14 protein-coding genes are annotated in these 20550 nt (G+C 72.0%); 5 read left to right on the forward strand and 9 right to left on the reverse strand.

Annotated features, from left to right (window positions below; all coding sequences use genetic code 11):
- Positions 1-41: 41 nt before the first annotated feature.
- The 4 genes from ACIBQ8_RS13525 to ACIBQ8_RS13540 form a co-directional block, all read right to left on the reverse strand.
- Positions 42-761, reverse strand: a complete 720-nt coding sequence (locus ACIBQ8_RS13525; RefSeq protein WP_397192045.1) for a sulfite exporter TauE/SafE family protein — start codon at positions 759-761, stop codon at positions 42-44.
- A gap of 169 nt (positions 762-930) precedes the next feature.
- Positions 931-2745 (reverse strand): gamma-glutamyltransferase, encoded by a 1815-nt coding sequence (locus ACIBQ8_RS13530; protein WP_397192241.1) that lies wholly within the window; start codon positions 2743-2745, stop codon positions 931-933.
- A gap of 126 nt (positions 2746-2871) precedes the next feature.
- Positions 2872-3549, reverse strand: a complete 678-nt coding sequence (locus ACIBQ8_RS13535) for a GntR family transcriptional regulator (RefSeq protein ID WP_397192046.1) — start codon at positions 3547-3549, stop codon at positions 2872-2874.
- Positions 3550-3616: 67 nt separating this feature from the next.
- Positions 3617-8422, reverse strand: a complete 4806-nt coding sequence (locus ACIBQ8_RS13540; protein ID WP_397192047.1) for an ATP-dependent helicase — start codon at positions 8420-8422, stop codon at positions 3617-3619.
- An 83-nt stretch (positions 8423-8505) separates the two neighbouring features.
- On the opposite strand from ACIBQ8_RS13540, the gene ACIBQ8_RS13545 reads away from it, so the two are divergent.
- Positions 8506-8994 carry a VOC family protein gene (locus ACIBQ8_RS13545; protein ID WP_397180133.1) on the forward strand — a complete coding sequence of 163 codons (489 nt, stop codon included), beginning with the start codon at positions 8506-8508 and terminating at the stop codon, positions 8992-8994.
- Positions 8995-9246: 252 nt separating this feature from the next.
- The gene (locus tag ACIBQ8_RS13550) at positions 9247-9441 is read left to right on the forward strand and encodes a DUF3046 domain-containing protein (protein WP_397180132.1); all 195 of its coding nucleotides are present in this window, start codon (positions 9247-9249) and stop codon (positions 9439-9441) included.
- Here the strand turns inward: ACIBQ8_RS13550 and ACIBQ8_RS13555 are convergent.
- Positions 9424-9699, reverse strand: a complete 276-nt coding sequence (locus tag ACIBQ8_RS13555) for a hypothetical protein (RefSeq protein ID WP_397180131.1) — start codon at positions 9697-9699, stop codon at positions 9424-9426. The genes ACIBQ8_RS13550 and ACIBQ8_RS13555 overlap by 18 nt on opposite strands.
- A gap of 638 nt (positions 9700-10337) precedes the next feature.
- On the opposite strand from ACIBQ8_RS13555, the gene recA reads away from it, so the two are divergent.
- The 3 genes from recA to rny all read left to right on the forward strand — a co-directional run bounded on the left by recA (position 10338) and on the right by rny (position 16173).
- Positions 10338-11432: a recombinase RecA gene (gene recA, locus ACIBQ8_RS13560; RefSeq protein ID WP_352323144.1), complete on the forward strand. Its 1095-nt coding sequence runs from the start codon at positions 10338-10340 to the stop codon at positions 11430-11432.
- A gap of 938 nt (positions 11433-12370) precedes the next feature.
- Positions 12371-13900 carry a recombination regulator RecX gene (gene recX / locus ACIBQ8_RS13565; protein ID WP_397192242.1) on the forward strand — a complete coding sequence of 510 codons (1530 nt, stop codon included), beginning with the start codon at positions 12371-12373 and terminating at the stop codon, positions 13898-13900.
- 656 nt (positions 13901-14556) lie between these two features.
- On the forward strand, positions 14557-16173 hold the full coding sequence (gene rny, locus ACIBQ8_RS13570) for a ribonuclease Y (RefSeq protein WP_397180129.1): 1617 nt from the start codon (positions 14557-14559) through the stop codon (positions 16171-16173).
- Between the two features lie 183 nt (positions 16174-16356).
- On the opposite strand, the gene ACIBQ8_RS13575 is transcribed toward rny, so the two are convergent.
- The 4 genes from ACIBQ8_RS13575 to ACIBQ8_RS13590 all read right to left on the reverse strand — a co-directional run bounded on the left by ACIBQ8_RS13575 (position 16357) and on the right by ACIBQ8_RS13590 (position 20515).
- On the reverse strand, positions 16357-17319 hold the full coding sequence (locus ACIBQ8_RS13575) for an ABC transporter permease (protein ID WP_352327360.1): 963 nt from the start codon (positions 17317-17319) through the stop codon (positions 16357-16359).
- A gap of 132 nt (positions 17320-17451) precedes the next feature.
- The gene (locus ACIBQ8_RS13580) at positions 17452-18483 is read right to left on the reverse strand and encodes an ABC transporter permease (protein WP_397180128.1); all 1032 of its coding nucleotides are present in this window, start codon (positions 18481-18483) and stop codon (positions 17452-17454) included.
- Positions 18480-19478, reverse strand: coding sequence for an ABC transporter ATP-binding protein (locus ACIBQ8_RS13585; protein WP_397180127.1), 999 nt, complete (start codon positions 19476-19478; stop codon positions 18480-18482). Before ACIBQ8_RS13585 ends, ACIBQ8_RS13580 begins: the two co-directional genes overlap by 4 nt.
- Positions 19478-20515 carry an ABC transporter ATP-binding protein gene (locus ACIBQ8_RS13590; RefSeq protein WP_397180126.1) on the reverse strand — a complete coding sequence of 346 codons (1038 nt, stop codon included), beginning with the start codon at positions 20513-20515 and terminating at the stop codon, positions 19478-19480. Before ACIBQ8_RS13590 ends, ACIBQ8_RS13585 begins: the two co-directional genes overlap by 1 nt.
- Positions 20516-20550 lie beyond the last annotated feature (35 nt).

Raw genomic sequence — 20550 nt, forward strand, 5'->3', positions numbered from 1 at the left:
CGCATTTCCACCGCATTTCCATCGCGGTTTCGACGCAGTTCTCAACGCAGCGCGAGCACCGCCGCCACGCCGAGGCCGAAGGTCACGACGACGCCACGGAGCACGTTCGGCGGCATGAGCCGGGCCACGCGGGTGCCGAGGAAGCCACCCGCCAGGCTGGCCGGCGCCACCACCGCCACGGCCTGCCACTCCACCGGCCCGAACAGCGCGAACGCCACCACCGACACCGTACTGACGACCAGCGACAACGCGGCCCGTACGGCATTGACCCGGTGCAGGTCGTCGTGCAGGAACATGCCGAGCACGGCCAGCAGCAGCACGCCCATCCCGCCGTTGAAGTAGGCGCCGTAGCAGCCGCCCACGAACACCCCGGCGTACACCAGCCTGCTCGGAGGCTGCCCGGCCGCGCCGCCGAAGCGGTCCTTGAGCCACGGCTGGGCCAGCAGCGCGAGGCTGGCGAACGTCACCAGCCACGGCACCAGCGAGTCGAACAGCCGGCCCGGCGTGAGCAGCAGCAGCGAACAGCCCGCCACGGCGCCCGCCACGGTGGCGGCCGACAGCGCCGTCACCCTGCGCCGCTGCCCGCGCAGCTCGGCGCGGTAGCCGGCGACGCCGCCCAGGTAGCCGGGCCACAGGGCCACAGCGTTGGTCACCGACGCCGTGACGCCCGGGTAGCCGAACGCCACCAGCGCCGGGAAGGAGATCAACGTGCCGCCACCGGCCAGAGCGTTGACCACCCCAGCCAGCAACCCGGCCCCCACCAGAAAGACAACCTCCCCAACCGTCACCACCCCACCCCCAACCGAACCACCCGCCCGGCGCTGGCCCCGGCCGTTGGCCGGGGCGTGCGGTCGGTGGGCGTCCTCGCTTTGAGGTGGGACGTGCGGTCGGTGGGCGTCGTCGTTTTGGGGAGGGACGGGCGGTTGGTGGTCATCGGCCCGCCGCGTAGCCCTGGGCGCCGCGGGGGTTGGCGGCGGCCCGCAGGAAGGCGCCGTCGCGGGCCACCGCGCTCAGCCTGCCGAGCGACCACGGACCCTCGACCTCGACCTCGTGCCCGCGCCGCCGCAGCTCGGCCACCACGCCGGGGTCGAGCCGCTCCTCGACGTGCAACACCCCGGGACGCGAGCCACGCGGAAAGAACGAGCTGGGGAAGTGCGCGGAGTGGAACATGGGCGCCTCGATCGCCTCCTGGAGGTTCAGCCGCCCGTGCACGACGGCCAGGAAGAAGGCGACACTCCACTGGTCCTGCTGGTCGCCGCCCGGCGTGCCGAACGCCAGCCACGGCCTGCCGTCCCGGGTGGCGAACGACGGCGAGAGCGTGGTGCGCGGTCGCGCGCCGGGCCGCAGCGACGCGGGCAGCCCCTCCTGCAGCCAGAACATCTGCGCCCTGGTGCCCAGGCAGAAGCCCAGCTCGGGGATCGTGGGGGAGCTCTGCAGCCAGCCGCCGCTGGGCGTGGCCGAGACCATGTTGCCGAACCGGTCCACGACGTCCACATGACAGGTGTCGCCCCGCACCGCGCCGTCGGGCGTCACCGTCTGCTCACCGGCGCCGGTCAGGGGGCGCGGGCGGCCGGTCGGCGGTGTGTCGTGGCGGGCGACCGTCGGCTCGCCGATGCCCGGACGAACGGGCGCGGGAATCGCGGGGGAGACGGCCGCCGTGCCCGGCGGGAGGACCGGCAGCCGCGGCTCCCGTCCGCCGGGCGCGCCCGGCCGCAGCTCCAGGCTGGCCTGGGCCCCGATCAGCCGCCGCCGCTCTTCGTTGTACGCCGCGCTCAGCAGGTCGGCCATGGGCACGTCCGCGTCGCCGTACCAGGCTTCGCGGTCGGCGAAGGCGAGTTTGGCCGCCTCGGTCACCACGTGCACGTAGTCGGCGCCCAGGAATTCGACGGCGTCGAGGTCGAACCCGGACAGCAGGGCGAGCTGCTGCAGGAAGACCGGCCCCTGCCCCCAAGGTCCCGTCTTGTACACGGTGTGCCCGCGGTAGTCGAAGCTCACCGGCTCCTCGACCGTGGCGGACCAGCGGGCCAGGTCGTCCCCGGTGAGCAGGCCGCCGTGGATCTCGCCCGAGCTGTCCCGCCAGGCGGTGCCGGTGCTGAAAGCGGCGACGGCCTCGGCGACGAACCCTTCGTACCAGGCGTGCCGGGCGGCGGCGAGCTGACCTTCGCGGGTGGCCGAGGCGGCCTCGGCCTCGGCGACCAGCCTGCGGTAGGTCGCCGCGAGCACCGGGTTGGCCAGCCTCGAACCCGGCGCGGGCACCCGGCCGTCCGGCAGCCAGGTGGCCGCCGACGTGGGCCAGTCGTGCCTGAACAGCTCTTCGACCGTCCCGATCGTGGCGGCGATCCGGTCGAGCACCGGCACGCCGCGCTCGGCGTAGTGGATCGCCGGGGCCAGCACCTCGGCCAGCGACCAGGTGCCCCAGCGCTCCAGCAGCAGCATCCAGCCGCCGAACGCGCCCGGCACCGTCGCCGCCAGCAGGCCCGTGCCGGGGACGACGTCCAGCCCCATCGCGGCGAAGCGCTCGACGGTCGCGGCGGCGGGGGCGACGCCCTGCCCGCACACCGCCGAGACCTTCTGCTCCTCCTCGCTCCACAGCAGGATCGGCACCTCGCCGCCGGGGCCGTTCAGGTGGGGTTCGGCGACCTGGAGCACGAACCCGGCCGTCACCGCCGCGTCGAAGGCGTTGCCGCCGCGCTCCAGCACGCCCATCCCGGCCGCCGAGGCCAGCCAGTGGGTGCCGGCGACCATGCCGAAGTCGCCCGTCAGCTCGGGCCTGGTGGTGAACAACGGTCTCTCCTCCGGGGGGACGGGTTCAGGAGACTGTATACAATCCTCGCGTCCCACCCGCGTCGCGGGGTACCGGTTGCCGCCTGTCTAGTCGGCCGGCTGGTTCGCCGTACGGGGCACGGCCGCGAGGAACGACCGGCGGGCGGCGGCGACGTGCGCGACCGCCCTGGCCTGGGCCTCGTCCTCGTCGCCCGCCGCGATGGCCTCGCACAGGCTCAGGTGCTCCGTCCAGGAGTGCGGCCCCCGGGCGGCGGCGGTCTGGCTGAAGACCCACTGCGCCCGCAGCACCATGGGCTTCATCATCAGGCTGAGGTAGGAGTTGCCCGCCGCCTCGCCCACGGCCAGGTGGAAGGCGGTGTTGAGGTCGGCCACCTCCGCCGGTCGCCCGGCCTCCACGGCCCGCTTGGCCGCGTCGAGCACCCGGCGCAGCCGCGCGACGGCCTCCGGGCTGCGTTTGCGCGCCGCCAGCCGGGCGGCCAGGCCCTCGACCGCCATGCGCACGTCGAAGAGCTCCTCGCCCTCCTCGGCCGTCAGCCGCGCGACCCTCGCGCCGACCCGCGGGACGACCTCGACGAACCCCTCGGCGGCCAGCACCCGGATGGACTCGCGCACGGGGTTGCGCGACACGCCGAGCAGCGCGGCCAGCCGATCCTCGACCAGCCGCTCGCCCTGGGCCAGCTCGCCGGACAGGATGCGACGACGCAGCTCCTCGGTGACCTCGCCCAGCAGCGTCGTACGCCCTGCGTCCCGCATCTCATCAGCCATGTGGCCGCCCATCGTATACAAATCCGCGGACGGCCGATCGTCGTCGACCGCTGACACCACCGACCGGTCAGGCGCGCAGGCGCAGCCCCCGGGGGGTCGGATGGAACCCGGCCGCCTCCAGGGCAGCCGCCAGCGGCGATTCCACGATGGACGCGCCGTCGGCCCGCTCCACCGTCAGCTTCCCGAGCGCTCCGTCGCGGACGGCCAGCGCCAGCGCGTCGACCGCCGGTTGCAGCCGCTCGTCGTCGGCGAACGACAGCAACGTCTTGCCGCCCCGCTCCACGTAGAGGACGAGGTGCCCGTCCACGAGCACGACCAGCGAGCCGGCCTTCCTGCCCGGCTTGTGCCCGACGTCGCCGGGACGTTGCGGCCACGGCAGCGCGGCCCCGTACGGGCTGGCCGGGTCGGCGGCGGCCAGCACCACGGCCCGCCGCCCGGACCCGCCCCGGCCGCCGCGCCCGAGCAACCCGGCCTCGCCGCCTTGGTCGAACCCGCCGCCACCGGGCCGCGAGCTTCGGCCACCCTCTGGACCGCCGGCCCCGCCACCGAATCCACCACCGACCCCGCCGCCGAAGTCACCGCCGCCGGGCCGGCCGGTCTCCCAGGTGGGGACCTCGGGCGGCGGACCGGAACCCTCGCCCGGCCCGCCCCCGGTCGGTGCGACGCTCGGGGCCATGGCGCGCATCCGGTCGACCGCCCCCGCCAGCGCGAACTGCGCACCTCCCAGCCCCTCGACGAAGTACCCCCGGCGGCACCGCCCGCTCTCCTCGTAGGCGCGGAGCACCTGGTAGACGGGCGTGAACCCGCCGGGCAGCCGTTCGGAGGTCACCGCCCCGCGCGTCACCACGCCGTGCCGTTCGAGCAGCACCTCGGCCTGCGCGTGCGCCCGCTGCGTCGCGTCGTCGGCCGGGCCGGGCAGCAGCCACCACCGCCCGGCCACGGTCGGCGGCCCGCTCCTCGACGGCAGCACGGCCCGGCGCCGCCGCGTCGTGGCGGGCCGGTGCGCGGGACGCCCGGTGCCCAGCGTGGCCCGCAGCGGCGCGAGCGTGTCGCCGGAGATTCGCCCCGACCACACCAGGTCCCACAACGCGGAGACCAGCGTCGTGTCGTCGAGCGCCCCGCCCTGGGCCCCGAGCTGGTCGGAGATGCCCCGGAAGAACAGCGCGCCCCCACCGCCCAGCAGGTCGAGCACGCGCTCGTGCAGCGGCGTCATCGTGATCTCGGCCGGGTCGGGCAGCAGCAGCGGCGCGGTGTCGGCGAAGTAGAGCGACACCCATCCGTCGCCGCCGGGCAACGACCCCTGCCCCACCCACATCACCTCGCCCGACGAGGTCAGCTCGTCGAGCAGCGCCGGATGGTAGCCGGGCACGCGCGACGGCAGCACCAGCGTCTCCAGCGCGGACGCCGGCACCGCGGCACCCTGGAGCTGCTCGACGGACTGCACCAGCGCGTCCATGGCCCGCGCCGCCCCGGCCCGCGAGCCCTCGGACGACGTGCCAGAACCGGTGATGCCATGCCAGGCGGGCAGGAAGCGGGCCAGCGTCTCGGGTGCGACCGGCTCGACCTCCTTGCGCAGCCGGGCCAGCGACCTGCGGCGCAACATCCGCAGCACCCCGGCGTCGCACCACTCCTCGCCCCGGCCGCCCGGCCGGAACTCCCCGTTCACGACGCGCCCCGACGCGGCCAGCCGCCGCAGCGCGTCGGTGACCACGGCCGTGCCGAGCCCGAACCTGGCGGCGGCGGTGCCGGCGTGGAAGGGACCGCGGGTGCGGGCGTGCCGGGCCACCAGGTCGGCCAGCGGGTCGGGCACCGGCTCCAGGAACACGTGCGGCACCCCCACGGGCAGCGGCACGCCGAGCGCGTCGCGCAGCCGGGCGGCGTCCTCCACGGCCGCCCACTGCTCCTCGCCCGCGACGCGCACGCGGATGGCCCGGCGCGCGCGTTCCAGCTCCTCCAGCCAGGACGGGTCGCCGCCGCGCACGCTCACGTCGGGCGTCAGCAGCGGCCCGTGCGAACGCAGCAGGTCGGCCAGGTCTTCGGCGTCGCGCAGCGGCCGGTCGAGCCGGGCCAGCTCGCGCTCGCTGCTCACGATCACGTCGGGATCGAGCAGCTCGCGCAGGTCGGCCTGGCCGAGCAGCTCGGCCAGCAGCGTGGTGTCCAGCGCCAGGGCCTGCGCGCGGCGTTCGGCCAGCGGCGCGTCACCCTCGTACATGAACGCGCCGACGTAGTGGAACAGCAGCGACGCGGCGAACGGCGAGGCCTGCGACGTCTCGACCTCCACCACCCGGATCCGGCGCGCCGCGATGTCGCGCATGAGCTGGACCAGCCCCGGCACGTCGAACACGTCCTGGAGGCACTCGCGCATCGTCTCCAGCACGATCGGGAACGAGGCGTACTGGGAGGCGACGCCCAGCAGATGGGCGGCCCGCTGGCGCTGCTGCCACAGCGGGCTGCGCCGGCCCGGCACACGGCGTGGCAGCAGCAGCGCCCGCCCCGCGCACTCCCTGAACCGGGAGGCGAACATCGCCGACCCGCCCAGCTCCTCGGTGACGATCTGCTCGATCTCCTCGGCGTCGAACGCCGCCACGTCGGTGGGCGGCTCGGCCAGCGTGTCGGGGATGCGCAGCACGATGCCGTCGTCGGAGTGCACGGCCTGCACGTCGATGCCGTAACGCTCGCGCAGCCGCCGGTTGATCGCCAGCGCCCAGGGCGCGTGCACCCGCGCGCCGTAGGGGGAGTGGATCACCACCCGCCAGTCGCCCAGCTCGTCGTGGAAGCGCTCGACCAGCAGGGTACGGTCGTCGGGCACGTAGCCCGTGGCCTCGCGCTGCTCGTCGAGGTAGGCCAGCAGGTTGCTCGCGGCGAACTCGTCGAGCCCCGCCTCCCTGATGCGGTCGGTGGAACCCTGCTTGGCCTGCTCCCGCAGGAACTGCCCGATCGCCCGGCCCAGCTCGGCCGGCCGCCCGGCCGCGTCGCCGTGCCAGAACGGCAGCTTCCCCGGCTGCCCGGGAGCGGGCGAGACCAGCACCCGGTCGGCCGTGATGTCCTCGATCCGCCACGACGTCGCGCCCAGCACGAACACGTCGCCCACCCGCGACTCGTAGACCATCTCCTCGTCGAGCTCGCCCACCCGGGACGCCTTCTCGCCCACGAGGAACACGCCGAACAGGCCGCGGTCGGGGATCGTGCCGCCGTTGGTCACGGCCAGCCGCTGCGCGCCGGGCCGCCCCTGGAGCGCGCCGGTGACGCGGTCCCAGACGATGCGCGGCCGCAGCTCGGCGAACTCCTCGCTCGGGTAGCGCCCGGCCAGCATGTCGAGCGTGGCCTCCAGCGCGCTGCGCGGCAGGGTGGCGTAGGGGGCGGCCCGCTTGACCATGGTCTCCAGCTCGTCGACGGTCCACTCGTCGAGCGCGGTCATGGCCACGATCTGCTGGGCCAGCACGTCGAGCGGGTTGCGCGGGTAGCGCAGCTCCTCGATCTGCCCGCCGCGCATGCGCTCGGCCACCACGGCCGTCTGGACGAGGTCGCCCCGGTACTTGGGGAAGATCACCCCTCGGGAGACCGCGCCCACCTGGTGGCCGGCCCGGCCGATGCGCTGCAGCCCGCTGGCTACGCTCGGCGGGGCCTCCACACACGCCACCAGGTCGACCGCGCCCATGTCGATGCCCAGTTCCAGGCTGGAGGTGGCGACCACGGCGGGCAGCCGCCCCGACTTGAGCGCCTCCTCGATCTGGGCCCGCTCCTCCTTCGACACCGAGCCGTGGTGGGCCCGGACGATCTCGCTCACCACGCCCTTGCTCGCCCCCGCCTGCGCCATCGTCTCGGCGGGCATGCGCCTGGACGGCGGCTCCCGGTCGTCCGGCGGGGGCTCCTGGTCCTGCGGGGGTGTCTCCCAGATCGACAGGTCGATCGCCTCGGGCCCCTGCCGCCGCGTGTAGGCCAGCTCGTTGAGCCGGGTGCACAGCCGCTCGGCCAGCCGCCTGGAGTTGGCGAACACGATCGTCGAGCTGTGGGACTCGATCAGGTCGAACAGGCGGTCTTCCACATGGGGCCAGATCGACCGGCCGGACGACGGCTCGACCTGCTCGGGATCGGGCGCGCCCGCCATCTCCGTCATGTCCTCGACCGGGACGACGACCTCGATCTCGATGCGCTTGTCGGACGGCGGCTGCACCACCGTCGCCGGACGCGTGCCGCCGAGGAAGGCCGCCACCTCGCTCACCGGCCGCACGGTCGCCGACAGCCCCACCCGCTGGGCCGGACGCTCCAGCAGCGCGTCGAGCCGCTCCAGGCTGAGCGCCAGATGGGCGCCGCGCTTGGTGGCCGCGACCGCGTGCACCTCGTCGACGATCACCGTCTCGACGTCGCGCAGCGCGTCGCGCGCCTGGCTGGTGAGCAGCAGGAACAGCGACTCGGGGGTGGTGATCAGAATGTCGGACGGCTTGGCGGCGAACCGCCTGCGCTCCTCGGCCGGGGTGTCGCCGGAGCGGATCGCCACCGAGATCTCCGGCACCGGCAGCCCGAGCCGCCGCGCCGTCTGCCTGAGCCCGGCCAGCGGCGCGCGCAGGTTGCGCTCGACGTCGACGGCCAGCGCCTTGAGGGGCGACACATAGAGCACGCGGGTGCCCGGCTTGTGCCCCTTCGCCGCGCCCTCGCCCGGTGCCTGCCCGGCCGCCCGCGCCGCGAGCCGGTCGAGCGACCACAGGAACGCCGCCAGCGTCTTGCCCGACCCCGTGGGCGCGACGACCAGCGTGTTGTCGCCGCGCGCGATCGACTCCCACGCGCCCTCCTGGGCCGCCGTGGGCGCCTGGAAGGCGCCGGCGAACCATTGCCTGGTCACCTGGGTGAAGTGGTCTAGCGAGCTCACCAGCACATACTGCCTCGCGCCACCGACAGAAAACGCATTGGAGCGGCGCCGGGTGATTGAGCGGGGGTCAAGGCGGACATACAGCGACCGTGACCATTGATTATGCCGCCGTCGAGACCCGACGCGCACAGTTGCGGCGCCAGTACGCCTTACCGCACCGGCCGTCGAGCAGCGCCCGTGGCCTGCATCACGTGGCCATGTTGTCGTCCGATGTGGAGCGGACCATCAAGTTCTACCAGGAACTTCTGGAGTTCCCGCTGACGGAGATCATCGAGAACCGCGACTACAGGGGTTCGAGCCACTTCTTCTTCGACATCGGCAACGGCAACCTGCTCGCGTTCTTCGACTTCCCGGGGCTCGACCTCGGCCCGTACCAGGAGGTGCTCGGCGGGCTGCACCACGTGGCGATCTCCGTCGACCCCGCCACCTGGGAACGGCTGCGCGGCAAGCTGGAGATGGCCGGCGTGCCGCACCAGATCGAGAGCGGCGCCTCCATCTACTTCAAGGACCCCGACGGCGCCCGGCTGGAGCTGCTCGCCGACCATCTCGGTGAGATGTACGGTGCGCGAGTTCTGTGACTGTTCGTCCCGGCTCAGCGCCGTGACGCCCTGCGCGTACGCGGCCTGCCCGCACGCGGCTCCTGCCTGATTCCCGCGTGCCGCTCCGATCGCTGTCCCTTCTCCTTCTGGACGGCCTGCCGCATCGCGAGCGACAGCCGGCGGCGCCGCGTCCTGTTGGCCTTGGTCCTGGCGGTCTTCGGGGGTGAAGACTTGGGGGTCTTTGGCATGCGGATGTCTTACCCACACCTGACGCGATTCCATACTTGGTCCATGCGCCTGACCGAGTTCTGGAGACGGATGAACGTCCATTTCGGCGAGACCTATGCCGAGTCGTGGGCCCGCGACTACGTGATCGCCCCGCTGGGCGGCCGTACCGTGATCCAGGCGCTGGCCGACGGCGAGAGCGCCAAGACCGTGTGGCGGGCCGTGTGCCAGGTGGAGAACGTCTCACCCGGGCTGCGTTGAGCCCAGCGTCCGGCGGAGCGCGTCCGCCGTGGCCTCCAGGTCGTCCGCGCTGCCCTGGCCGCCCGGCGACCACAACAACGTCCAGCCCTCGCTGGAGGGGGTGGCGAAGATGATCGTCTGGCGGCGCGTGCGCGGATGCCACACCCACAGCACCGGATCGTCGCCGCCGACCATGCGGCTGACCAGCCCCTGATGGGGCAGCAACTCGGCGAGCGCCTCCAGAAGGGTGCGCCGTTCCCCGGTGTAGCCACTCGCCACTTCGCCGCCTTCCAGCCGATCCCCTGCATGGGAGTCTCCCCAGCTCACGGCGTATGACAACACGTCGGCGGCAACCCGCGCGGAAGATCGCGAACACCCTCGCCTCCCACGCCCCAAGTGTCACCGGAGCCCCGGCGCCCGCGCTCCCCGCGCGGCGGTCCGCGTTTTCCAGGACGGCTCAGGTCCGCGTCACCGGGCCGGATCCGTGTTCTTCGGGACCGGCAGGATCCGCGTTTCCGGACGGGGCGGATCGGGATTTCCCGACGGGTCAGATGCCGCTCGTCCGCGAGGGGCAGGCGTTCGTCGGGCCCGGACCCAGGCAGCCGCCCATGCGGGGGCACCCCATCACATCCGCCCGCCGCGCCCGATCCCACGGCAACGACCCCCCGGGCAGACCCCACGGCCAATCCGCCGGCAACCACCATGAACGTGAGCGACGTCCGAGCAACGGCCCCGCCCTCCTCTGACCACGACGCATGCATCCCAGCAGCGTGTTCGTGATGTGATCGAACAGCCGTTCGGCTACGATGAACCTGCCGAACTCGGCCACGCCTTCCCCGACCGTCTCAGAAAATGTCGGTGGCAGGCCGTAGCTTTCACTCGACTGATCGGACCACGACCCTCCAGAGGGAGCTCCCATGGCTATCAACGACCGCGAGAAGGCCCTCGAGACCGCGCTCGCTCAGATCGAGCGGCAGTTCGGCAAGGGCTCCGTCATGCGACTGGGCGACGACGCCCGAGCCCCCATCGAGGTGATCCCCACCGGGTCGATCTCCCTTGACGTGGCCCTCGGCATCGGCGGCCTCCCGCGTGGGCGCATCGTCGAGATCTACGGCCCCGAGTCCTCGGGCAAGACCACGGTCGCCCTGCACGCGGTGGCCAACGCCCAGCGGGCCGGCGGCATCGCGGCGTTCATCGACGCCGAACACGCCCTTGACCCCGAATACGCCAAGAAGCTGGGCGTCGACACCGACGCCCTGCTGGTCTCCCAGCCCGACACCGGTGAGCAGGCGCTCGAGATCGCCGACATGCTGATCAGGTCCGGCGCGGTCGACATCATCGTCATCGACTCGGTGGCCGCCCTGGTGCCCAAGGCCGAGATCGAGGGCGAGATGGGCGACAGCCACGTCGGCCTCCAGGCCCGCCTGATGTCCCAGGCCCTGCGCAAGGTCGCCGGCGCGCTCAACAGCACCGGCACCACCGCGATCTTCATCAACCAGCTCCGCGAGAAGATCGGCGTCATGTTCGGCAGCCCCGAGACCACGACCGGTGGTAAGGCGCTCAAGTTCTACGCCTCCGTCCGCATGGACATCCGCCGCATCGAGACCCTGAAGGACGGCACGGAGGCGGTCGGCAACCGCACCCGGGTCAAGGTCGTCAAGAACAAGATGGCCCCGCCCTTCCGCGTCGCCGACTTCGACATCCTCTACGGCGTGGGCATCTCCCGCGAGGGCGGCCTCATCGACATGGGCGTCGAGCACGGCTTCGTCCGCAAGTCGGGCGCCTGGTACACGTACGAGGGCGACCAGCTGGGCCAGGGCAAGGAGAACGCGCGCAACTTCCTGAAGAACCACCCCGACATGGCCAACGAGATCGAGAAGAAGATCAAGGACAAGCTCGGGGTCGGTCCGAAGCTTGACACGCCCGCCGAGCCCGCCGCCGCCGTCCCGGCTCCCGCGGCCGCGCCCTCGGGTCGTGGCTCGAAGTCCACCCCCAAGCCGGGTGACGTCTGATCGGTCGGCGCATGAGTGACAGGGATCCGTCGCAGGCGCCCCGTTCCCAGGACTGGGGCGCATGGCCCGACCTCCCCGCCTCGGGGGAGCGCAGAAAGCGCGGACCCCGCGGCCCCCGGGCCACCCCCTCCGACCCGACGCCCACGTCCCCCACCCCCGAGCCGCCGACCTGGGCCACCCCGGCTGAGCCGGTGACCGGGGCCACCATCTCCGAGCCGGTGACCCGGGCTACCGGCCGTCCGGCCTCGGGCAGGGGTTCCCGTGGCGCCGACCTGGCCCGGTCGGCCGCGGACGGCTGGCCGTCGGTAGACGAATGGCACGAACAACGCGCCCGCCTCCGAGCCGCCGCCTCCGAGCCCCCCACTCCCGACGGCGACCACTCTCCGACCGCCCACGACGGGCTGGACGCCGCCGCCGATCACGCTGAGGCCGCTGGTGTCGTTCACCATGAAGTGGACGACGTGGTGGTTCGCGACGACACGGACGACGTGGTCGTCCAAGCGCAGGTGGACGACGAGGGTGTGTCGAGCTGGGGCACGGGCGGGCAGACCGTTGCCGCGCCCTCGGCGTGGGGCCCTGGTCGGCAGGCCGTTGTCGCGCCCCCGGCATGGGGCCCGGGCCGGGAGATGGCCGCGCCGGCCTTCCATTGGCCGGGCGACCCCCGCACCCAACCCGACGGGGGAGATACAGGCTCGACTCGCGAAGCCGACCGAAGCCTGAGCAATGAGGCTGAGGTCGAGCTGGGTGGAGGGGCGCCCGTTGCGCCGAGCGATGAGGCTGACGGTGGGCCGCGCAGAAGGGCTGGCGTTGCGCCGGAAGGTGACGCCGGTGCCGGGCTGAGCGAAGGGGCCGACGTGACGCCGGGCAGTGAGGCCGATGTCGCGCCGAGCGGTGAAGCGGGTTTCGGGCTCGGGCTCAGGCCGCACAGTGAAGTGTTCATGACGTGGCCAGGCGCTGAGCGTGGCGATCCGGCTGACCGGCCCACTCCCGGCTGGCTCCACTCGTCCGCCCCCAGCGCTCAGGACGACGAAGCCGCCCCCGACGGCGGCGCGGACAGTCGTGGCAGAGCCGGTGGGCGAGGCAGCAGCCGGACCAGTGGCCGGGCCGGGGGACGGGCGTCCCGAGGTCGCTCCGACGCCGATGCCGACGCGCCGATCTTCGTCTGGCCGGGCGAGCGTAAGGCTCCTGCCGACCCGGACACCGCTGCGAGCGAACCTTCCGAAGAAGCCCGCGCCGAGCCGGCCCGTAAGCGCAGTCCCGGAAGGCGTAAGAGAAAGGCCCAGGTCGACGAGGATTTCGCCGGAAGCTCCCTGGACGAGCCGAGCGATCATGACGGCGAGGGCGCTGCTGGGCGGCGTACGAGCAGGCAGAAGGTTCGGGACGGCGAGGGCTTCTCTGCAAGCCCTTCGGACGAGCAGCGGATTGACCATGAGGGCGAGGGCGCTGCTGGCGTAGCTCCGCGGCGTACGAGCGAGCGCGGAGATCAGGAGAGTGAGGAGAGCTCCGAGGCGCGGTCGGCTGGGCTGAGTGGTCAGGATGGCGGCGGTGTCCCTGAGGAGCGCCTGCGGGAACGGGAAGATCCGTACGAGCCCGGCGGCGTTGGCGGAAAGCCGGAGGGTGAGGCCTCCTCCGAGGAGAAGCGCGGCGCCGATGAGTGGCACTCTGAGGTGCTGGCCGGAAGCAGTTGGTTCGGCGATGCGCAGGACGCGGGTGGGAAGAAGCGTTCAAGCAAGGGGCGCCGGACCGGCGGCCGAGGCGCCGGACGGGGGAACGGCAGGGGGAGCGGACGCTTCGGGAGAGGCGCGACCGGCCGTGGCGGCCCGCTGTCCGACGGGCCGCCGCCTGATGGGCCAATGCACGACGGGCCAATGCACGACGGGCCCGTGCATGACGGGCCACCGCATCACGGGGCATCGCATCGCGGGCCGTTGCCTGATGGGCCGGACGTGGGCAGTTCCGCTGCGGCGGCGCCTGCGGCGGATCCGGAGTCCGTTGCGCGGGCCATCTGTCTTCGGTTGCTCACCATGGCACCCAAGACGCGGGCGCAGCTCGCCGAGGCCCTTCGCAAGAGGGACGTACCGGATGAGGCTGCCGGAAAGGTGCTTGATCGGTTTGTCGAGCTCGGGCTGATCAATGACGAGGCGTTCGCGGAGGCGTGGGTCGATTCCCGGCACCACGGACGGGGCCTCGCCAAGCGTGCGCTCGCGGCCGAGCTGCGCCATCGGGGTGTGGACACCGAGACCGTGAAGGAAGCCGTGGAGCGCCTGGACTCCGATCAGGAGGCCGAGACGGCCCGACGGCTGGTGGACCGTAAGCTCGCCTCCACCCGATCCCTCGACTCGCAGACCCGTACGCGGCGTCTGGCCGGCATGCTCGCGCGCAAGGGGTACTCGTCGGGGCTGGCGTACCGGGTGATCCGGGAGGCTCTCGAACAGGAGGGCATCGACCTGGAGGACGACTTCTCCTGATCCCTCAGGGGCCTCCACCTGACCCGGCGCCTGTCACGCTCGGGGCTCAGAGCGATGGAGGGACTGTGGGGCTGTCTCCGGGCGGGACCCTCTCGCTCGGAGCGTGGGGCCTGAAGGCCTGCGGCCGGGCTCGGAGTATAGGAAGGCCGAAAGGTGCAGGTCTGCCATCGGGGTCGAAGTTTCCCGCGCTCGGGCTCAGGCAGATCACCAAGGGCCGTCGGAGGTCTACGGTTTCATGGGCGGTGGTCGCTGGGTGCGGGTTGTGGGCTTTGTCTGGGCGATGGGGGTTGGAGAGGTGAGGGTGGGGGACAAATGGGGGTGATCGTGGGTTATGTGGTTGATTGGGGAGATGCGGGCCCGTAAGACACGCTTGAGGACGCGTTTGCTTGCTCGTGACCTGTTCGACGCATAACCTCGACGACAGTGAGGAGTTACTCCGCGCAGCGCGGATTGCCATACCGGTGAACGACGGACGAACGAGCTCGGTTGATCGAGGCAGGCGAGGTGTCGGCTATGGGGGCCGATGCCCGGTCCGCCTTGGCCTGACATCGGCCCTGGAGACGACGCCGACCGGGCTTTCCGTGGCGCGCACGTGACCCCTCCCGTTTTGGGTCCGCGTTATGAGGTGTTGACGACGCGAGGAGGGCGGGGCGCGCATGCAGCCGCTTGTCGTGGTGCTGATGGTGGCGGTGCTCGTGCTCGCGTTCGGGATGATCGTGGCGCTGCTCGTCGTCATACGCCGTACGTCTGGCGGTTTGCCCCGGAAGTCCGAGCCGAGCCCTGAGCAGGTCGAGGCCGTACACGCGGAGCTTGAGGAGGCGCGGGAGCGGGCCAGGGAGATCCGCGCCAAGGCTGAGAGCGACGCCGAGGAGCTCCTGCGCAGGTCGGAGAGCGCCGTCGAGAGCGCCGCGCAGATGCGGCGGGAGGTCGAGGAGGAGAGCCGGATCCTGAAGTCCGAGCTCAAGGAGCTCCGGACCGATCTCGAACGCAGGGAGGCCAGGCTGGCCGAGCGCGAGCAGCGGCTCGACGAGGAGGCCAGGCGGCAGTCCGAGCGGGACAGGAAGCTGGCCGAGACCGAGGTCGAGCTGGCCGACCGGCGCGAGGAACTGCTCCAGGTCGAGGACGAGCGGCGGCTGATCCTGGAACGGGTCGCCGGGCTGACGGGGGAGCAGGCCAAGTCCGAGCTGGTCAAGGAGATCGAGAACCAGGCCAAGCGCGAGGCGGCGCTGATCATCAGGGAGATCGAGGGCGAGGCCCGCAAGGAGGGCGAGAAGCGGGCCACCAAGATCGTGACGCTGGCGGTCCAGCGGGTGGCGGCCGAGCAGACGGCCGAGTCGGTCGTCAGCGTGCTGCATCTGCCCGGCGACGAGATGAAGGGCCGGATCATCGGGCGCGAGGGGCGCAACATCCGGGCGTTCGAGTCGACCACCGGCGTGAACCTGATCATCGACGACACGCCGGAGGCGGTGTTGCTGTCGTGTTTCGACCCGGTTCGCAGGGAGACGGCGCGGCTCACGCTGGAGAAACTGGTGCTGGACGGGCGCATCCATCCGCAGCGCATCGAGGAGGCGCACGACCGCAGCCGTCAGGAGGTCCAGGACCTCTGTGCGCGGGCCGGCGAGGACGCGCTGGTCGAGCTGGGCATCACGGACATGCATCCCGAATTGACGCTGCTGCTCGGGCAGCTTCGTTACCGCACCTCCTACGGTCAGAACGTGCTCAAGCACCTCATCGAGTCCGCGCACATCGCCGGGATCATGGCGGCCGAGCTGAAGATGAACCAGCAGCTCATGAAGCGGTGCGCGCTGCTGCACGACATCGGCAAGGCGCTCACGCACGAGGTCGAGGGCAGTCACGCGCTGATCGGCGCCGAGATCGCCCGCCGGTACGGCGAGCAGGAGGACGTGGTGCACGCCATCGAGGCGCACCACAACGAGGTCGAGGTCCGTACGGTCGAGGCGGTGCTCACGCAGGCGGCCGACGCCATCAGCGGCAGCCGTCCGGGGGCGCGCAGGGAGTCGCTGGAGGCGTACGTCAAGCGGCTGGAGCGGCTGGAGGAGATCGCGCAGTCGTACGAGGGCGTGGAGAAGGTGTTCGCCATGCAGGCCGGGCGGGAGATCCGGGTCATGGTCAAGCCGGACGCGATCGACGACATCCAGGCGCAGGTGATCGCCCGGGACGTGGCCAAGCAGGTGGAGGAGGAGCTGACGTACCCGGGGCAGATCCGGATCACGGTGGTGCGCGAGTCCCGCGCCACCGAGTTCGCCCGCTGACCCCGAGAAAGCCGCCCGCCGGCCCCGAGAAGACTCACCCATTCCGAGAACCCGCCCATGCCAGGAGCCCGCTGGTTCCATGAGGTGGAAGCGCCTGGGGGCGGGTCAGGTTGATGCTGGAGCCTCCTGGCGGGTGAGGCGGCGTGTCGGCGGGCGCGGGGTGCGCCCGCCGAGAGACGCAGCTCAGGCCAGGCGGATGCGGGGGTCCAGAAGACCATAGGCGATGTCCACGATCAGGTTCGCCACCACCACGGCGGTGGTGGCCAGGATGACGACGCCCATGATCACCGGCAGGTCCCCGCTGATGAACGCCTGCACCACCGCCTGCCCGATGCCGCCGAGCCCGAAGACCGACTCCGTCACCACCAGGCCGCCGATCAGCGTGCCGATGTCCACGCCGAGCTGGGTCACCACGGGGGTCAGTGCGGCGCGCAGGCCGTGCCGGTAGATGACGCGGCCCTCGGGCACGCCCTTGGCGCGGGCCGTACGGATGTAGTCCTCGCCCAGGACGTCCAGCATGGAGCCCCGGGTGAGCCGGGCGTACGAGGCCGCCTGGACCATGGCCAGCGTGATCCACGGCAGGATCAGATGGCGAGCCCATTCGCCGGGGTTCTCGGAGAAGGGCACGTAGGAGTCGGGCGGCAGGATCGGGGCGCCCGCCATGGTGAGCTGGAAGAAGAAGAAATACAGCAGCAGCAGGCCGACCACGAACGTCGGCATCGAGACCCCGGCCAGGGCCAGCGTGGTCAGGGCGCGGTCGAGGAACGAGCGGACGCGGGTGGCGCTGAGCACGCCGGCGCCGACGCCGACGCAGAGCCACAGGACGGCGCCGCCGAGCACCAGCGAGAACGTCGGCGGGAAGTCCTGGGCGAGCAGCTTGCCCACCGATTCGCCCGAGAAGTACGACTGGCCGAGGTCGCCGTGCAGCAGCCGGCCCAGGTAGTCGAAGTACTGGACGATGGTGGGACGGTCGAGGCCGAGGTTGTGCCGGATCAGGTCGACCTGCTCGGGGGTGGCCTGGCGGCCGGCCAGCGTACGGGCGGGGTCGCCGGGGGCGACGAAGAACAGGAAGAACGTGCCCAGGGAGACCAGCCACAACACCAGCACCCCGAGCAGCGTCCGCCGCAGCAGGAACCGTCGCAACATCAGCCCTCCACCTCCTGAAGCAACCCGGGCTCCTGAAGCAACCCGGGCTCCTGAAGCAACCCGGGCTCCTGAAGCAACCCCGGCTCCGGAAGCGACTGCGGCTTCTGAAGCAGCACCGGCATCCCACCCCGGTCACGAAGCAGCGGCATCGGACCCCCCAGCAGCGGCACCGGACCCAGAAGCAGCAGGCGCGGACGCCGGAGCGGCGGCCGCGCGCCTGTTCCGCCGTCGCCGGCGGCTGAACAGCCGTTCCATCCGGGGATCGATGGCGTCCCTGATCCCGTCGCCGACCAGGTTGAACGCCAGCGTCGTGATCAGCAGCGAGGCCGCCGGGAAGCCCAGATACCAGTACGCCACCCGGTAGAACCCCTGGGCCTCGCTCAGCAGGTTCCCCCACGACGGGGTGGGGGGAACGATCCCGAGCCCCAGATAGGACAGGGTGGACTCGAACACGATCGCGGCCGGCACCAGCAGCGTGGTGAGCACGATGACGGGGGCCAGCAGGTTCGGCAGGATGTCGACGAACATGATCCGCGCGTCGCCGGCACCCATCGACCGGGCCGCCTCGACGTACTCGCGTTCCTTGAGCGACAACGTCTGGCCGCGCACCACGCGGGCGATGGCCGCCCAGGAGTAGAACGAGATCACCCCGATCGTCGCGGTCAGCGAGGGCCCGGCGATGGACACCACCGCGATCGCGAAGATCAGGTACGGGAACGACAGGACCACGTCCATGAGCCGGGACAGGATGGTGTCGATGACGCCGCCGTAGTACCCGGCCAGCAGCCCGATGACGACCCCGACCAGCGCCGCCACGCCGGTCGCGACCACGCCGACGAGCAGTGAGACGCGCGCGCCGTACAGGACCCTGATGAACAGGTCGCGGCCGAGGCGGTCGGTGCCGAACCAGAACTCGCCGTTGGGCGCGACGGGCAGGCCCTGGTCGGTGATGCCGGTGTCGCGGAACTGCTCGTCGGGGTCGTGGCCGTTCCACGCCGAGATGAGCGGCGCGGCCAGGGCCAGCAGGCACAGCAGCACGACGACGATGCCCGAGATCAGGGCCACCCGGTCGGACCTGATCCGCGCCCAGGCGAGCTGCCAGGGGCTGCGTCCGGCGATCGTGCGGTCGGTGACGACGTCCGGACGGATCTCCGTGAGAGTCATGCGGTCCTCCCGGCGGTCAGGTCCTCGCCCGCCTCGACGGGGTAGTGACAGGCCACCAGGTGCTCCTGGGGCACCAGCAGCGGTTCCTCGGCCGAGCAGCGTTCGCGCGCCTTCGGGCACCGCGGATGGAACCGGCACCCGGCGGGCGGGTCGATCGGCGAGGGCACGTCGCCGGTGAGGATGATGCGGTGCCGCCGTTCGGCCTCGTCGGGGTCGGCCACGGCGGTCGCCGACAGCAGCGCGTTCGTGTACGGATGGCGGGGCACCGCGTGCAGTTCCTCCGCGGTGGCCAGTTCGGCCACCTTGCCCAGGTACATGACCGCGATCCGGTCGCTGACGTGCCGCACCACGGACAGGTCGTGGGCGATGAACAGGTACGTCAGCCCGAAGTCGTCCTGGAGGTCCTTGAGCAGGTTGAGGATCTGGGCCTGGATGGAGACGTCCAGCGCCGAGACCGGCTCGTCGCAGATGATCAGCCGGGGCCGCAGCGCGAGCGCCCGCGCGACCCCGATGCGCTGCCGCTGCCCGCCGGAGAACTCGGCGGGGAACCGGTTGTAGTGCTCGGGGTTGAGCCCGACCCGTTCCATCAGCTCCTGGACGGTCCGCCGCAGCTCCTGGCCGCTCTGCACCCGGTGGATGACGAGCGGGTCGGCGATGATCGAGCCGACCCGCCGGCGCGGGTTCAGCGAGCCGTACGGGTCCTGGAAGATCACTTGGATGTCGCGCCGGTAGGGCCGCATCCGGCGCCGCGGCAGGTTCGTGATGTCGTCGCCGTCGAAGCGCACGCTGCCGGAGGTGATGGGATGCAGGCCCGCGATGCACCGGGCCAGCGTGGACTTGCCGCAGCCGGTCTCGCCGACCAGGCCGAGCGTCTCGCCGGGCGACAGCGACAGGCTGACGCCGTCGACGGCTCTGACCTGGCCGATGGTCTGCTTGATCAGCATGCCGCTGGTGATGGGGAAGTGTTTGACCAGGTTCTCGACTTCGAGCAGCATCAGGACTCCTCCGCCGTGCCGAGCACCGCCCGCTTGCGCAGCGCCTCGGCCTCCGCGCCGAGCCCGATCGCCTCGTGCGGCAGCCAGCACGCCGAGGCGTGGCCGCGCGCGCCCGTGATGGAGGCCAGCGGCGGCCGCTCGGCGGGACAGACCGGCATCACGTACGGGCAGCGCGGATGGAAGGCGCACCCGGACGGGATCGCGATCAGGCTGGGCGGCGAGCCGGGGATGGGCCGCAGCCGTCCGCCGCGGTCGCCGGTGCTGCCCGGGATCGACTCCAGCAGGCCCTTGGTGTACGGGTGGTGCGGTTGGTAGTAGAGCGTGCGCCGGTCGGCCCGCTCGACGACGAGCCCGGCGTACATGACGAGCACCTCGTCGGCCATGCCGGCCACGACGCCGAGGTCGTGCGTGATGAGGACGAGCGCGATGTCGAACTCGGCCTGCACCCGCCCGATCAGCTCAAGGATCTGCGCCTGGACGGTCGCGTCCAGCGCGGTGGTGGGCTCGTCGGCGACGATGAGCTTGGGGTTGAGCGCGAGCGACATGGCGATCATCGCCCGTTGCCGCATGCCGCCGGAGAACTGGTGGGGGTAGTCGTCCACCCTGCGGTCGGGGCGCGGGATGCCCACCAGGCCCAGCAGCTCGACGGCCCGTTTCCTGGCCTCGGCGCGGCGGGTGCCGGGATGGTGGACGCGGATCAGCTCCTCGATCTGCCAGCCGACCTTGTAGAGCGGGTGCAGGCTGGTCAGCGGGTCCTGGAAGACCACGCTGATCTCCGCGCCGCGGATGCGGCGAAGCTGCTCGTTGTCGAGTCCGAGCAGGTCGACTCCCTCGAACAGGGCCGTACCCGAGATGTCGGCGTCGGGGGTCAGCCCGAGGATCGCCTGGGTGCTCACGGTCTTGCCACTGCCGGACTCGCCGACGATCGCCAGCGTCTGGCCTCGGTCGACGGTGAACGACAGCCCCCGCACCGCCTGGACCACGCCGTCGGAGGTGGGGAAGGACACCTGGAGGTCGGTTACCTCAAGCAGGCTCATATGTCTCCCTCGCGGCCGTCCCGCGGGCCCGCCTG

Origin of the sequence: Nonomuraea sp. NPDC049646, assembly GCF_044465525.1 — a bacterium.
Classification (GTDB): domain Bacteria; phylum Actinomycetota; class Actinomycetes; order Streptosporangiales; family Streptosporangiaceae; genus Nonomuraea.

Bases quoted from the DNA above. Each gene is read 5' to 3' on its own strand.
- recA (WP_352323144.1), top strand. From the start codon at position 10,338: ATGGCTATCAACGACCGCGAGAAGGCCCTCGAGACCGCGCTCGCTCAG.
- ACIBQ8_RS13535 (WP_397192046.1), bottom strand. From the start codon at position 3,549: ATGGCTGATGAGATGCGGGACGCAGGGCGTACGACGCTGCTGGGCGAG.
- ACIBQ8_RS13550 (WP_397180132.1), top strand. From the start codon at position 9,247: ATGCGCCTGACCGAGTTCTGGAGACGGATGAACGTCCATTTCGGCGAG.
- rny (WP_397180129.1), top strand. From the start codon at position 14,557: ATGCAGCCGCTTGTCGTGGTGCTGATGGTGGCGGTGCTCGTGCTCGCG.
- ACIBQ8_RS13580 (WP_397180128.1), bottom strand. From the start codon at position 18,483: ATGACTCTCACGGAGATCCGTCCGGACGTCGTCACCGACCGCACGATC.
- ACIBQ8_RS13585 (WP_397180127.1), bottom strand. From the start codon at position 19,478: ATGCTGCTCGAAGTCGAGAACCTGGTCAAACACTTCCCCATCACCAGC.
- recX (WP_397192242.1), top strand. From the start codon at position 12,371: ATGACGTGGCCAGGCGCTGAGCGTGGCGATCCGGCTGACCGGCCCACT.
- ACIBQ8_RS13590 (WP_397180126.1), bottom strand. From the start codon at position 20,515: ATGAGCCTGCTTGAGGTAACCGACCTCCAGGTGTCCTTCCCCACCTCC.
- ACIBQ8_RS13530 (WP_397192241.1), bottom strand. From the start codon at position 2,745: ATGGTCGCCGGCACCCACTGGCTGGCCTCGGCGGCCGGGATGGGCGTG.
- ACIBQ8_RS13575 (WP_352327360.1), bottom strand. From the start codon at position 17,319: ATGTTGCGACGGTTCCTGCTGCGGCGGACGCTGCTCGGGGTGCTGGTG.